Annotated in this window: 14 protein-coding genes and 1 pseudogene; 12 read left to right on the top strand and 3 right to left on the bottom strand. The window is 42.3% G+C overall.

Translation table 11 applies throughout. From position 1 onward, the window contains the following. The 12 genes and pseudogenes from HMPREF2794_RS21275 to HMPREF2794_RS21210 form a co-directional block, all read left to right on the top strand. Positions 1 to 202 (top strand): annotated as a pseudogene (locus tag HMPREF2794_RS21275) (hypothetical protein); the annotation flags it as partial. A gap of 75 nt (positions 203 to 277) precedes the next feature. Further along, the gene (locus HMPREF2794_RS21270) at positions 278 to 862 is read left to right on the top strand and encodes a hypothetical protein (RefSeq protein ID WP_051635715.1); all 585 of its coding nucleotides are present in this window, start codon (positions 278 to 280) and stop codon (positions 860 to 862) included. A gap of 95 nt (positions 863 to 957) precedes the next feature. Next, complete coding sequence (locus HMPREF2794_RS21265; protein ID WP_036617859.1) at positions 958 to 1,404, top strand: hypothetical protein; 447 nt, start codon at positions 958 to 960, stop codon at positions 1,402 to 1,404. A 24-nt stretch (positions 1,405 to 1,428) separates the two neighbouring features. Continuing rightward, positions 1,429 to 2,166 (top strand): hypothetical protein, encoded by a 738-nt coding sequence (locus tag HMPREF2794_RS21260; protein ID WP_036617867.1) that lies wholly within the window; start codon positions 1,429 to 1,431, stop codon positions 2,164 to 2,166. Between the two features lie 489 nt (positions 2,167 to 2,655). Next, the gene (locus HMPREF2794_RS21250) at positions 2,656 to 3,117 is read left to right on the top strand and encodes a hypothetical protein (RefSeq protein WP_024986805.1); all 462 of its coding nucleotides are present in this window, start codon (positions 2,656 to 2,658) and stop codon (positions 3,115 to 3,117) included. Between the two features lie 24 nt (positions 3,118 to 3,141). Beyond that, the gene (locus HMPREF2794_RS21245; protein ID WP_024986806.1) at positions 3,142 to 3,516 is read left to right on the top strand and encodes a hypothetical protein; all 375 of its coding nucleotides are present in this window, start codon (positions 3,142 to 3,144) and stop codon (positions 3,514 to 3,516) included. A 289-nt stretch (positions 3,517 to 3,805) separates the two neighbouring features. Beyond that, complete coding sequence (locus HMPREF2794_RS21235; protein ID WP_024986808.1) at positions 3,806 to 4,264, top strand: hypothetical protein; 459 nt, start codon at positions 3,806 to 3,808, stop codon at positions 4,262 to 4,264. A gap of 43 nt (positions 4,265 to 4,307) precedes the next feature. Continuing rightward, positions 4,308 to 4,826, top strand: coding sequence for a hypothetical protein (locus HMPREF2794_RS21230; protein ID WP_036617869.1), 519 nt, complete (start codon positions 4,308 to 4,310; stop codon positions 4,824 to 4,826). Between the two features lie 21 nt (positions 4,827 to 4,847). Then, the gene (locus tag HMPREF2794_RS21225) at positions 4,848 to 5,966 is read left to right on the top strand and encodes an Imm5 family immunity protein (protein ID WP_024986810.1); all 1,119 of its coding nucleotides are present in this window, start codon (positions 4,848 to 4,850) and stop codon (positions 5,964 to 5,966) included. A gap of 50 nt (positions 5,967 to 6,016) precedes the next feature. After that, positions 6,017 to 8,332 carry a rhomboid family intramembrane serine protease gene (locus HMPREF2794_RS21220; RefSeq protein ID WP_036617890.1) on the top strand — a complete coding sequence of 772 codons (2,316 nt, stop codon included), beginning with the start codon at positions 6,017 to 6,019 and terminating at the stop codon, positions 8,330 to 8,332. Positions 8,333 to 8,539: 207 nt separating this feature from the next. After that, complete coding sequence (locus HMPREF2794_RS21215) at positions 8,540 to 9,379, top strand: helix-turn-helix transcriptional regulator (RefSeq protein ID WP_036651041.1); 840 nt, start codon at positions 8,540 to 8,542, stop codon at positions 9,377 to 9,379. A 106-nt stretch (positions 9,380 to 9,485) separates the two neighbouring features. Continuing rightward, a complete protein-coding gene (locus HMPREF2794_RS21210; RefSeq protein ID WP_036617874.1) occupies positions 9,486 to 10,100 on the top strand; it encodes an RteC domain-containing protein in 615 nt (204 codons plus the stop codon). 58 nt (positions 10,101 to 10,158) lie between these two features. Here the strand turns inward: HMPREF2794_RS21210 and mobC are convergent, their stop codons facing one another. From mobC to mobA, 3 genes are read right to left on the bottom strand one after another with little or no spacing between them, the layout of a single operon-like run. Then, positions 10,159 to 12,171 (bottom strand): conjugal transfer protein MobC, encoded by a 2,013-nt coding sequence (mobC, locus tag HMPREF2794_RS21205; RefSeq protein ID WP_168166623.1) that lies wholly within the window; start codon positions 12,169 to 12,171, stop codon positions 10,159 to 10,161. A gap of 46 nt (positions 12,172 to 12,217) precedes the next feature. After that, a complete protein-coding gene (gene mobB / locus HMPREF2794_RS21200; protein ID WP_024986812.1) occupies positions 12,218 to 13,444 on the bottom strand; it encodes a conjugal transfer protein MobB in 1,227 nt (408 codons plus the stop codon). Continuing rightward, positions 13,419 to 13,865 (bottom strand): conjugal transfer protein MobA, encoded by a 447-nt coding sequence (mobA, locus tag HMPREF2794_RS21195; protein ID WP_024986813.1) that lies wholly within the window; start codon positions 13,863 to 13,865, stop codon positions 13,419 to 13,421. The genes mobB and mobA overlap by 26 nt, the downstream gene beginning before the upstream one ends. Between the last annotated feature and the right edge of the window lie 10 nt (positions 13,866 to 13,875).

Genomic DNA, 13,875 nt, shown 5'->3' with positions numbered 1-13,875 from the left:
TACGGTTATTTATTTAATTCCGCCAACGGGTTATATAACACATCTATACGAACCGAACCAAAACAATGTTGTCGTGGCATTGGGAAAAGGGAACTCACTGTTCATCAGCATACAGAACAGTGACGGTGCAGGTGGATATTATGCCGTATGGACAGTAGAAAATTATCTTGTTAAAAGTCTGTTTGTGCTACATGGCTTTTGACTAAAATATAGCTAACAACGCAGGATAACGGCAAGCCGTTCCCTGCTAACCATTATAAACAGTATTGATTGAAATATGACGAGATCTAAATTCTTTTATATCATTCTTGGTATTCATGTATTATGTGGAATATTAGGATTGATAATATTAAGTTTTATAGATATATATGACCGAATACGCTGGAGTATTGGTGATATGCTACGTTTATTGTTTTTTCTTACTCCTTTCGTGCTGATTTTCTGTGTTCCTAAGAAAATGCCTACATGGAGCAAAGTCTGTATGCGTATTTATTTTGGAGTATATATATTACCATTCGTTATATTTCCTCCATTATGGTGGATGATGTTCAATTTCGACCATGTTATTGCTGAAAATGAGCAGTATATTATTCGTTTCTATAAAGGTGGATTGCGTGATTATTATGAGCAGAAAAGTATATATAAAAAAAGTGGAATTTTAGAGAAATATATAGGGTGTTTCGACTGTTACGGCTCTGGTATATACTATGAGCTGAACCAGTTGGAATATGATATTGAAAAATTTAAGATTGATAAAATGACATTTACCGGAAAAGTGATTTTGAAACGAAATAAAGATGAGCAAATTGTAACTAAAGATACACTTATTGTTTGTCCAATAGTTAAAGATGCACCCTTTTAATTGAGTTTATAACGAGGTCGAGTCAACTATTATCAATAATTAAAAGAGAATACAATGACAAAAGATATAGAAAGTGTTTTTTAATAGATAATGACATGAGTGAAGGTATAAAAAAGAGCAGCTATCATTTTGAGTTCGTCAATCCCCGACAGATAAAGAAGTATAAGTTTTACTTTTTCGACTATTTCTATTATATGGGGGAAATCTATCATGAAAACAAATGGGGTGAAAGTAGTTGGCGTATATCAGGTTTTGGTGTACTGATTTGGTATTGGGGATTAATCCTATATCCTTTTCTCACGATTCTGTTCGAATATATAGAGAACAGCGAGGCGAAACGTGCAATCATATATGGCTGGGGAATGTTCCCGATCGTTTTCTGTCTTTTGCGATACCGCAAAGCGAGATGCGATGCCCTGATGAAACACTATGGCGGGAAGAAGCATATCGGTATCATAAAGCTCCTATTTACGCCTTTGGCTTTGTTTGTTTTGGAACAGTGGCTGTTTGGAAAATTGGGATGGACAGACAGTATATGGTAATAAATTATATTTCATTCGTAAAATATGAAACAGAGTATTAGTATCTTTCTATTCTTTTGGATTTGTGGAATAGCTTATTCACAAAATCCTAAGGTGAATATTTTGCGACAAGACCTTTCGGGCTTGTTTGACAATTTAAGCATGATTGGCATATTAGGAGAAGATTGTAGCCGCATTGACATTCATTTTACTAAAGTTCGGAAAATGGATAATAGAGAATATGAGATAAAGGGTGTCAGTCGTACCCGATTATCCATAATCTGTCCGTTTAAGGGAAAGGTTTGTATAGATAGTATTTCTTCTGATTTTCAACTGAAAAGTGAATGTACGAAAGTGGACGGTTTCATATACGGGCATTACTCCTTTACGGAATACGGAGATAAACGATATAGTGGTACATTCTCCGGGGCTTTCAAGCAAGGGTATCGGATGAACGGACAGCAGATAGAGAAAGGACGGAATGAAATAGCAGAACTGAAATGGAACTTGTCTGAATATCGAGGCAAATGGAAATCTGCAAATGGACTGACAAAAGTCTGTTCTTGGGTAGATGAGATTATACCCGATACTCCTGCAAACTTCTACCTGTTTAATGATGCAGGCGAATGGGTTGTATCACCGAAATATCGTAAGAATGGTTGGGAAAATCTATATAATGCCTATCACAATGAGACTCTGGCAACGGACGAGATACAAAAGGCTCGTGAAATAGAAGAACAGGAATGGTGGGTAAATAAAAGCCAATCGTGCAAAGTAAATTGAGTTTCTAACAAAGCGTGACATTAGCAGTAATAGAAGCATGAAAAAGATTATTGACTATTTGTTTTATAGATATTATTTAGTTTGCTTGAAAAATGAGGAATTCCCACGTTTTGGTGCAGCTTGTATATTATCGGAAGTTATTTCAATAACTTATATGTTCGCATCTTTCATATTCTCATTCTTTTTGACTGGAGATTTCTTTTTTTCATATATGTCCAAACTAACAATACTTATTGTATGGATAATCGGTTTTATACTTCCTTGGATTGTTGTGTACATATATTATAATAAGAAAAGGACTCTTGTATTATTTGAGAAATTTCAAGACAATATTTATAATGCCAAATATTCAGACAAGGCGGTATTAAGTATCAGGTATATTGTACTTACTGTCGGTCTTCTTTTAATGCTCTTTCTTAGTCAGTTTCAATGATTGTGAGCAAGTTATGAAGTATCAATAATTTAGTCTTGATTGAAACATTCGTAAATATGAGAAATAGAAAAGAAACAATAAGCCGCTTCGAGCGGAATCATTTGATAAGAGAGGGAAAAAAATATAGGTATTATTTCTTTGATTATCTGTATTATCGATTGTATGTGGTATATCGAAAATATAACGAACCAGCACGTTTCAGTGCTTGCGGTGTACTTTGCATGGTTTCTGTAATTGTATTGTTCTTTTTCAGTATCTTCTTTGCCAGTGTACTACCTGACTATTGGATTTTTACGAGGAAGAACTTTACCCCTTCTCAGGGAGCAGTTATCGGTGGAGGCGTTTCTGTCTTGTGCTTTGTCATATTCTATTTGCGATATACCCACAAAAGGACTGCTGCCATACTTTTGAAATACAAGGGCAACAGCTGGAACAAGCTAATTCCGGTATGGATGATACTATTTTTTCCTTTAATCCTGTTCCTGACAGGGATATGGATAGTGAGAACAATTTTCTAATTAACAACAATATAGAGACACCTTATGATAGATTATTTATATTATCGGTTTTATAGATTGTGGCTTTGTTCCTCTTTGGCAGAGGGAGCCGCATTTATGGCTATGCTTCTGTTCTCGGTTATCCTAAGCACCAATGTGTTAATTGTGTGGGGAATATTAACTCAATACAGTATCGTAGCATATCCTTCTGATGTTCAATATTATATTATTGAGGGTAGTTTAATCGCATGGTTGAGCGGTCGGTTCTTTATCAAGAATAGATATAAAAAGGTTATAGCTAAGTATGATGATGAGAATCCTATGCAACGTAAAGTTGGAATATGGGTACTCGCCATGTATATAGCCATCACCTTGATAGTCTTTTTCATAGAAGCATTATATCGACAAGGAAAAATATAAATATACAATTAATAAACAATGAGTTCGCCCGGTAACTTTTATAATCTTGGAAAAATTGCAGTTTGGCTTTGGTGCAGACTGATTAAAAAGAAAAAGATCAAATACAGTGATATCATATTCCTGTATTCAGGTTGGCTGTTTTGGATTGTCGGCTTGGGAATTGGAGTATTAATAATAGTATGCGGTTACTTTCTGCTTATCCGGCTTGAAAACTAAAGAACAATATAAGTAGCCTTATCACAGCAAAGAGAGTTGGAAAGATTCTGATATAAACATGGAACAATTCATTATGAAGAAAGGAATAAAAAAGACAGATAACTATTTTGAGCAAGTGAAGCAGCGTGCAAACCGAACGAATTACAGGTATTATTTCTTTGATTACCTGTATTTCAAAGGAGAAGTCTGGGGCAAGAAGAAAGGACGGATGTCAGGCTTCATACTCCTGTGTTGGTATTGGTGGTGGATAGTGGTTCTTCCCAGCAACTTTATCCTGATTGACAGTGTACCGCAATGGTCGTCCTTACGTCTTGGCTATTTAGGTGCGATGTTTTTACTTATTTGTGTATTTATTCTTGCACGATACAGGAAAGCTCGTGTACAGGCATTGTTGAACCACTACCGCCGCTCTAAGCATGTCAGCGCAGTACAGGTATATTTTCTGTACCTACTACCCTTTGTACTTTTCTTCTTAGAAACATGGCTGTTCGACGAATGGGGTTGGACGGATTGCGTGAGGTGGAACGAATAATATGTTATTAATGGGCAAACCGTCCCTGCTAAACTATTAAGGTATGAGGAAATTATTGGAAAAATATTACAATATAAATTATTACTGCACTTATAAGTTGCTGTTTTTCATTCATCATAGGATGATAAATCCTCTCTATTGGCTAAGCCTCTCGAAATGGGAAAACAGCTATATAAAACGGTTGATTTCGTTTGATAAGAGACAAGAAGCAGCCGGAATGGATAAAGGTACTGATGTTTATATCAGCATGTTGGCACTTAATACCTCGTGTGTCATCAGTATTTGGATGCTCTGCCTTGTCGGCTTTGCCTGCACCAAGATTTTCAGGGTAAACATTTGGGCTGTCATTTTTGGAAATGAGGTTCTTTTTATTTCATTTCTTATAGTCACCGGGGGGCTCGGATATTATATCAATGAAATATTCTTATTCAAGAAGGACAAATACAGGAAATATTTCACCGAGTTTGAGAAAAAGAAAAGGTATCTGCTCTACTACGGCATCTATGTCGTTTCTACGATTATACAAGTGGCGACTTTTTATCTGTTACTTAATAACGCATGATGGAAAAATAATATATCAAATATGGAACAACGGATTACATCATTAGAAACAATAACTTCTTTGATAAGCAAAGGTTTGGATGAGGTCAATCATTCAAACAAAGGGCATTTATCTTTGCCCACAAGACGTGCGATATTACAAGCTATCAATGAACCACTTGTCATTGGAAGAGTAAGTATCTTATGCGCATTGAAAGTATATCCGATATGGAATGACTTTTTCAGGAATGATACGGAAATAATCGGACTGATAGAAAAAACGGAGAAATATCTGCTTGGACAAACGAGTAAAAAGGATTTGTTGAACGATGCCGACCATTTGGACATGTTTGCTGATGATTACATCGAAGATGATATGACAGCCTCGTTTGCAGCCAAGGTTGCTGTTCATGCAGCCTATGATGCCGGTTCAGATGCAAACAGTATTATCAGTGATTACGATTCCGATGAAGAAGTAGAAGATCCGGATGAATGGGATACGGCTTTCCTTGCAAGTTTAGTATATAATGGCGGTATTGTCGATTTAGATTTTATTGATGACGAGCGTAATAAAGAGTTTTGGAGCTGGTATCTTACCGATTGTATCAAAACTGCTTGTTCAGATGACAGGCTGCCATATCCCGCTTCAACAAGCAAAGTAACACCGTCTGCCAAATACATTCCTTATCGTACACAACTAAATCTTTGGAAAGATGATGAAAAATGCTGTGCTTATGTAAACGGCATCAAGGACGTTTTGGCAAAAATGGTGGCTTATGCCCAGTGGAGTAAATGTGATTTTTACTGTTATACCGTTGAAAGCACATCTTATACTAACATTTACTATTACAGGGGAAACGAGCCAGTTCAGTTTCGTCTTGGTATTAATGTTACAATACACCTTTCAGGAAAAATAGAAAAACTCAAAGACCTGATGTATTCCTTATGCCCGCAAGAGGGGGCTTTCTATCTATGTAAAATAACAATAGACAAAGGCAATAATATGGATATAAGATTTGGTTACGATACGAGATATGAAGAACTGAAAAAGGCATTTAGCGATAGTGATTTTAGCGAAGATTTCAGTAAATATCCACGGGCGGAAAAGTTCATTCCTGATTGGTTGGCGGATATACTGAAAAGGAAAAGAATAAGTTTCTAACCAACTTGGTAGCTTTAAAAGAATATTTTATACATAATAATATTGTAAATATGGCAACAGGATTTAGACCTAAAAGTGAACGAATAATAGAGTTAGCCGGATATTCTTCCGAAGAACTGATGCTTCTTGCTATTGAAGCATCCAAACATCTCGGTTGGCAAGCGGGTAATATAAAAAGTGAAGAAGCTGAATTTTATACATCTGCAAGTTTGAGATCGTGGCAAGAAAAGGTAGTTCTTTCTGTAATAGACGGGAAAGACGGACTGCTTCTCGCTACAAGTGTATGTACATCCATGCAGCTCTTTGACTGGGGGAAGAACAAGCAGAACCTTGACAAACTCATAGCAGCCATGCAACAGGTGCAAAACAGTCACAATATGCCTTCAAATGTATCCAAGGCCGTAGACAACACCGCATGTGCATATACCTTAGAAGAGCAGAATACCGTACTTTCTCATATCCGTCATTTCTATGGTGGTATTAAAGGTATCACCAAAAGCATTGTCTCACCGTCTGGAGTGGAAATTCTCATCATCGAACCAACAAGCAGATTCGACTGCTATACACTGGTCACCTGTGGAGTAGGAGCTTCTGTTATGCCAGTGCCGGATAAGGAAATTCCTTCGAGGTGTGAGTTTTGTATGTGTATGCCTCCAACATGGAATACGGAAGATGTGTGGCCAACTGATTGGCTTCTGCGATGCGCATCATGGCTTCAGCAGGGAAATACATGGATCACGTGTGGACACTCACTATCCGATGGTACACCGTTACATGATGATACCTCCATGACATCCCTCCTGCTCACCGTTCCTGAAGAACGGGATAGCGGGGCGGAAAACTGCCAACTACCCAATGGAGATTCGGTAGCCATTTATCAACTGATTCCCGTATATACAGAAGAAGTGTTATTCAAACAGGTCAATGGTATCATGCCTCTTTTGGATAAGATGAAAGACGTATCATACATTGTTGATACAGACAGAGAAAACACATGTAGAGATTTCTCTGCTTTTGAAGAAAATAAGGATGCTTCTATGAGTATGGACGAAAAAGCGAACGCATCCTTGCGATCGCTTTTGACAATCCGTAAAGGGAATATAGCAACGCCTCTGCTTACCTATATCAATGTCGCCTTATTTGTAATCATGGCAATATGTGGAGTAAGCCTGATAGCCCCTACGGGAATATCCATCATAAAATGGGGCGCAGATTTCGGTCCTCTTACACTTACCGGTGATTGGTGGAGAACCGTTACTTGCAATTTCATCCATATAGGAGTGATTCATATACTTATGAATATGTACGCATTACTGTATATCGGGGTATTTCTGGAACAGCTTATCGGTGGAAGAAGGCTTATAAGTGCTTATCTTCTGACAGGATTGTTTTCGGCTCTTGCCAGCCTGACCATACATCCAGAAATCATAAGTGCCGGGGCTTCCGGTTCAATATTCGGACTTTATGGCATATTTCTTTCCTATCTGATATTTCATCACAAGATAGAAAAAGGACAACGTAAATCCTTGTTGTACAGTATCGGTTTCTTTGTTTTCTATAACCTTACATCCGGTATAAGGGTGGAAAACATAGACAATGCCGCCCATATTGGCGGACTTATATCCGGAGTCGTATTAGGTATCCTATATCTGCTGACCGACCGATATGCGGTGAAAAAGGCTTCAACCCTTTGTACCTCACTCACAGAAATTTCTTTTGTGTTAATCTTCGCTTTTCTTTTTGTGGGACAGACATCCAACCTGCCAGCAGATTTTGTGGAAATCAGAAAGATGTGGGATAATGGTACACTCGAACAATATGCGCAAAACGCTTTTTTCGAAAGAGATGCCATTGAGGCAGAGCCCAATGCTTCCTTCCAGATTCCACAAAATACAACGGATGTTTCTACTTTTACCGGGAGTGAAACCGATTTAGTCAACGGAATGAAAGAATATGTCAATAGCAGTTGTGGCTTCAGTTGCCAATATCCATCAACTTGGAAAACAATAAAAAAGTCTGATACGAAGCAGATACTTCAACTTCAAGGAGATGGTGTCAATAGTTTAACCGTCAGCTACCTTAAAGCACCTTCAGAAGAAGCGATGGAACATATGCATGATCTGTTGACCAAGTCTATGGAGGAATTTCGAGTAGAAAATATAAATATTCATGGAAAAGTATTTGAAAAGGTTTCGGGGAAGATGGAATGTGCAGTAGCAGGTGGTGGAAACATCTATATAAATCAGAATATTGTTATTCATATGAATAAGAAAACATTGGAAAGTTTTATCATTGCTACTACAACGTCTGATGATAGTTCTGAATCTGAAATTTTGAAAATTGTAGAGTCTATAAAAATAAATTAGACAGCCGTAGCCGTCCATGAATAGATACTTCAAAACACATACTATCTGGTATATTATTCCTTTATAAAGGATAAGGTAAAAATTTAATTCTATTTCCAGACACGGAAATATTTCCGGCGAAAAGCGGAAGTCGTTACCATATCATGGCGGTTATCTTTGTGAAATTTCAGATGGGATACATCATGGATTTATAATAAACACATTATTATGGAAACAAAATTTATCGAACAACTGGTGACAACCGCACCGGAATCACTGAGAGAAATAACCCATACGCTCCGTGTGGATGTGGAGGCGCTGTTAAAGGCGAAAAGTACAAAAAAATTTCTTGTGCTGGAACCTTACTCCCATAACACGGAGCTGTGCCGCCATATCCTGCGGCAGATGGAACAACTGCCCGAACTGCCTTCGGTATCATGCAGGGAGTATCAGCCACTATTGATGCTGCTCTCCCTCTCCAAAGAGGTGGAGATACAGAACGACCTGCTGCACCATTTCGTCGAGCCTTACCGGAAAGCGTACCGCACGCCGGAGATGCTTTATCTATGTGAGGTGCTGTATCGTACCGGTACGCCGCAACCCCTGTACAATATGTGCAACGAGGTGTGTGACTATTTCTTTGTGGAACGGCGCAAACAGATCAGCCGACAGTACACGCCCCTCACCGAGCTGGACTTCCAGTTTGCCGAGAAACGGTTGAAGCCATTGTTTACCGCCGTCTTCCGAATGAAGGTGAACCGCTACAGTTACCGAACGCACAGCGTAGAGGAACTTGCCGGAATGTTCTGCATGAGTGTTTCGACTTTCCGTGAGAGGTTCCGCAAGATTTATCATCGCTCCGCCAACAAGTGGCTCAAAGAGCAACGCATTGAACAGATACGGAGGGACTTGAAGTATTATTACGACCGTCCGCTGATAGAGATAGCCGAGAAGAACGGGTTCGTATCTGCCAACCGTTTCTGGGAGTTCTGCATGGAGCAGATGAAGCAAAGTCCGAGCGAGCTGCATAAAGACTTGTACGATGAATTGTGCAAGGAACGCCGTTAGTTCTATCTGGGCGAATAGCCATCGGTATTTTCGGCGAAAAGCGGAACAAGCATGTCAGGTAAAGCCCCTACATTGAAGCCATTTTCATACTTAAACGAAAAACATTATGAGATTATTCAATGTTACCCCTTATCTCCTATTGCTGGGACAAGAGAACAGCAACGAGGAAACACTCTCGAAAGCTAATACAGAGTTTGTAAAGGAAGTGTACGAGCTGCAACGTGCGGAGAGCGACATCAGTATTGTCCTTTTCCAGCTGCAATACCTGAGTTGCAGGCTGGTCATCCTGCGTGAGCATTACCGCACGACACAGAAGGAACATTTGATCTGCTACTCCTATATTATCGGCACGCTGACCTATCTGGAAGGGATGCAAGCCTACTGCAAGTTCGCCTATGAGATACACCCGGCCGGTTCGGTGAAAACAGCCGCACCGACGGGTGCCCCGCCGGTTATCTGGACTTCGGACGTTATCAACCTGATAGAGTTGCTGTACGCCTGCCATGAACTGAAGCTGTTCAACGACGGCGATGTCACGCTGAAACGTGTAGTGGAACACGTGTGCGGGCTGCTGGGCATAGACGTGAAGAACGCCTCGAGCTACTACGCACGGATACGCAGGCGAAAGGCGGACGAACGAACCTACTTCATTGACCGCCTGCGTGAAGTGCTGCTCAAACGGATGGAAGAAGATGACGAGAAACATTACCGTAGCAGGTAAGTTGATTTCCGAAACAGACAAAATCCCCTGTAAACACTATGGTTTACAGGGGATTTTGTCATTTATTCAGTTCCAAGAGATGCTTTAGAGCGGGATCGTTGGCGATGCGCTCCAATTCATCGGTCACGATCCGTTTGACATCCTCCTTGATCCGATTGTAGTTCTCCTGTACCATTTCCTTCATGTGATCCATTCCGTCATCATCCACGAAGTTGGTGATAACGGGTATCTTTTGGTATGTCTTTTCTTCTTCGGCAATTTTCTTGGCATCGACAACAATCTCACAATGGAAGATTTTCTGCTCAATCCTCTCTCCGAAGTTGTCGGCAACGGAGCCGACGAACATTCCCTGCGTCAGCCCGCTGATCTTGCTGGGTGGAATAAGACTATCCATCTGGGTGGATATGGAGGTGGAAACGTCCTGCCGGTTGATAGAGATAGAGTGGCGTTTCTGGAGTATCTTGCCGAACCTTTCGCTGAGGGTTTTGGCTGTTTCCCCCACGACCTGCCCCGAAAAGAGGTTACCCACCGTGTTGATAATCACCTTCGCCTCCTTGTCGGTATAGTCACGGATAAGCTGGCTGAAATCCTGAAAGCCGAGTAGTACGGCGACCTTGTTACTGCGTGCGGTGGCTATCAGGTTGTCCAGCCCCTTGATGAAAATGGTGGGTAGTTCATCAATGATAATGGAGCTTTTCAGCTTACCTTTCTTATTGACAATCTTCACTATACGACTGTTGTACAGACCGAGCGCAGCACCGTAGATTGCCTGCCGGTCGGGATTGTTGCCTATGCAGAGGATTTTCGGCTCGTCGGGGTTGTTGATGTCCAAAGAGAACTCGTCGGCGGACATCACCCAATAGAGTGTCGGTGAGATCATGCGGGACAAGGGTATCTTTGCACTGGCGATCTGACCCATGAGCTGGTCAGCAGCTCCCGCCAACCACGCATCGAGAAAGGGACTGAGGTAGTTCTCCAATTCGGGATAAGAGGACATGATGGGGAAAATCTGCTCGTAAGGCTTGTTGAGGAACTCGACGGCATGGGGGAAGGTGCAATACCTGCCGTCCTTGTACACCCGCAAGAACCAGATGATGGCGGCAAAGAGAATGGTGGGTGACTCGACAAAGAAATCACCCTGTTTCGCCGCCCACGACCGGTTGAGGTTGAGCATGATGCTGTACGAACTCTCGTAAGCATCGGAGATGTCGGTCATGAACTTCGGGTTGAGTGGGTTGCAGCGGTGGCTGCGTGAGGGATCGTCGAAGTTGATGACATAGAACTTCGGCGGCACTTTGTACCCCTCCAAATGGCTGATCAGGTGATTGTAAGCAATGGTAGAGAGGTCGGGAAACTTGAAGTCGTAGATATAGGCGGCATAGCCTTTCTCTATCTGCTGCTTGATATAGGAATTTACCACTGCAAAAGACTTTCCCGAACCGGGCGTTCCCAATACGATGGAGGCACGGAAGGGGTTCACGACATTGATCCAGCCGTCATTCCATTTCTTGTTATAATAGAACCGTGTCGGCAGATTTACAGAGTATTCATTTTCAATCAAACGGGTTTCTTGCATGAAACTTTCGTTCTCGTTATTGAATACATCGTCCATGAGATTCTGTTTGAGCAGACGGGAGATCCATACACCGGCAGCGAGCAGGCAGAGGTAACCGACAGTAAGAGTGAATATATAAAAGGCGGTGCGTGCCATTAACGGTATGGGCAGTCCGAGCAACCACCAGTTGAAAAAGAAGAGGACGAAACCTGCGAAAAGGGCTGTCCAGACATGCTCCCATTTGATTTTTTCCTCCTTTACGCCTTTCGTCCCCAGACACGAGAGAGCAAGGAAGGTAACGGAGAAGAGTTTTGTCCAAAGGATGGAGCCGAACAATCCGGTCGTGCGCTGGAAGTTCAGCAGAATCCTGTCCACCACTCCGATATTGACGTTCCACTCCCGGATGGAGGGATAGCAGAACCAATAGATATTGACCACTACGAATAATACGCTGAGGGCACGCATAAAGTCCATGACTTTTGCCAGTCCCCGAAGATCATCTTCTTGTGACATAATGCTGAATTTTTAAAAGTTATCGAATAAATGATTCTGTAATACGGGGTCAGTCCTGACGACCGTAACGATGCCGGCGTTTCTTCTTGTCGGGTTTCAGGAGCTTGGGATGCCGGGGTACATAATTCAGTTCCGGCTCCATGCCGGAAAGCAACCCTCCCAGAATTTTCTCCCCGTTTTCGAGATCCACAACAGGAGGAACGGGTGGCTGAAGTGGCGGCATGAGATTTTGTGGCTGTTCCTGAAAGCGTTCGTTGAGCATATTTGCTGAAAACTCCTTACCCAGACGTGAGCCGTTGAGCACGGTTCGGCTGCGATGATCTATAAAGGTAACACCGTAAATCCTGCCGGTTTCGTTGCGGCGGAGAACCAAGTCTATCTGTTCTTTTGCCAAGCGGTCACGAAAATCCCGTTCGTCTACGGACCGACGCAGAGCGTCAGCCACTAACGGTCGAATCCGTTCACGGCACGGATCGGACTTGGCTTTTGCGGTGGCTTCCCGCATCTTCTTGTCCAGTTGCTCCGCTCCTGTCATTTTGCCCAGTCGGGAGGACTTGATGGGAGTGGCTACCGTTTCGCCGTTGTTGTCCAGAGCGGTATAGAGTATCCCATGATAGGTACGTCCGCCCATTTCTCCCTTCACTTCTTCCATACCTATATTATACAGGGAAAGCAAGGCACGGAACTCGCCCATTGTGTGGAAGCTGTAAAGTTTGAGCAGGGGTTTGACCGTGCGGGCTATCTGTCTTTTGATGTCCCCTTTGGCCGCATCTACCGGCTTCAGCTGCCACTCTTCACCTTTCTTTTGACCTTCCGCCGGATGAAGGCCGTATTTCTGTTCCAGAAATTCGGTAATCTCTTTGCTACGGCGATGCTCGAACTTGTCAGAAACTTTCCTGCCTTCACTATCGACACGCAGGGAAACGATGTGGATATGGTGCCGGTCGATGTCCTCGTGCTTGAAAACAAGATAGGGCTGGTTACCATAACCGAGCCGTTGCATGTATTCCCTACCGATTTCCGCCAGTTGCTCGTCAGTCAGTATATCGTCGGGATGCGGATTGAGGGAGATATGTATGACCGGCTTCTCGGTACGGTAATGGCTCGGCATCCATTCGAGAAGCTGCCGCATGGATTCATCCGGGCGAAAACACCCGTCTTCGGGATAGCGAAGGAGATGCGTGGAGAGGATTTTCGCTCCGCCTTCATCGACCTTGTTCTGGTTGTAGGCCAATGCGCCGTATAGATTCTTACCCACACTGATCTTGGCTACCATGTGAGGCGAGTTTTTGGGAAAGTTCGACAATCCGGCGGTTCAACTCCACGAGTTCAAGGGTGAGCTTTTCAAGTCTGTAGAGCAGTGCCAACGCTTTCTTTTCGGTGAAATGGATGTGTAACTCCTTGACGGCTTGGTTGTAATTTACTCCTATGGCACGGAACTGCTGGAACAGTTCCGTGAGCTTGGCTACATACTCCATTGTGGCACGGTCTGTTCGGATCACCCTGAACTCTTCGTTAAAGATCCGTGCGGCGATGAACTTGGATTTGGACAACAGGCCGGACTGCTCAAACATGGTGAGAAACCGTGCATGACCGGCTTCGTCCAGATTGACGGTTTCACGGTGGACGGCCGGGTTCGACTTGGGTAATCTGCCCCCTTTCCCCCGTGTGTGGGGATGCTTTTTCTCGTTGTTCATATATACATTT

The sequence above is a fragment of the Bacteroides sp. HMSC067B03 genome (assembly GCF_001811315.1).
Classification (GTDB): Bacteria; Bacteroidota; Bacteroidia; order Bacteroidales; family Bacteroidaceae; genus Bacteroides; species Bacteroides faecis.
Note: the sequence above shows the minus strand (reverse complement) of the source record. Positions and strands in the feature narration are given on the sequence as shown.

Coding starts and splice junctions, on each gene's coding strand:
- HMPREF2794_RS21270 (WP_051635715.1), top strand. CDS start 278: ATGACGAGATCTAAATTCTTTTATATCATTCTTGGTATTCATGTATTA.
- HMPREF2794_RS21265 (WP_036617859.1), top strand. CDS start 958: ATGAGTGAAGGTATAAAAAAGAGCAGCTATCATTTTGAGTTCGTCAAT.
- HMPREF2794_RS21260 (WP_036617867.1), top strand. CDS start 1,429: ATGAAACAGAGTATTAGTATCTTTCTATTCTTTTGGATTTGTGGAATA.
- HMPREF2794_RS21250 (WP_024986805.1), top strand. CDS start 2,656: ATGAGAAATAGAAAAGAAACAATAAGCCGCTTCGAGCGGAATCATTTG.
- HMPREF2794_RS21245 (WP_024986806.1), top strand. CDS start 3,142: ATGATAGATTATTTATATTATCGGTTTTATAGATTGTGGCTTTGTTCC.
- HMPREF2794_RS21235 (WP_024986808.1), top strand. CDS start 3,806: ATGAAGAAAGGAATAAAAAAGACAGATAACTATTTTGAGCAAGTGAAG.
- HMPREF2794_RS21230 (WP_036617869.1), top strand. CDS start 4,308: ATGAGGAAATTATTGGAAAAATATTACAATATAAATTATTACTGCACT.
- HMPREF2794_RS21225 (WP_024986810.1), top strand. CDS start 4,848: ATGGAACAACGGATTACATCATTAGAAACAATAACTTCTTTGATAAGC.
- HMPREF2794_RS21220 (WP_036617890.1), top strand. CDS start 6,017: ATGGCAACAGGATTTAGACCTAAAAGTGAACGAATAATAGAGTTAGCC.
- HMPREF2794_RS21215 (WP_036651041.1), top strand. CDS start 8,540: ATGGAAACAAAATTTATCGAACAACTGGTGACAACCGCACCGGAATCA.
- HMPREF2794_RS21210 (WP_036617874.1), top strand. CDS start 9,486: ATGAGATTATTCAATGTTACCCCTTATCTCCTATTGCTGGGACAAGAG.
- mobB (WP_024986812.1), bottom strand. CDS start 13,444: ATGGTAGCCAAGATCAGTGTGGGTAAGAATCTATACGGCGCATTGGCC.
- mobA (WP_024986813.1), bottom strand. CDS start 13,865: ATGAACAACGAGAAAAAGCATCCCCACACACGGGGGAAAGGGGGCAGA.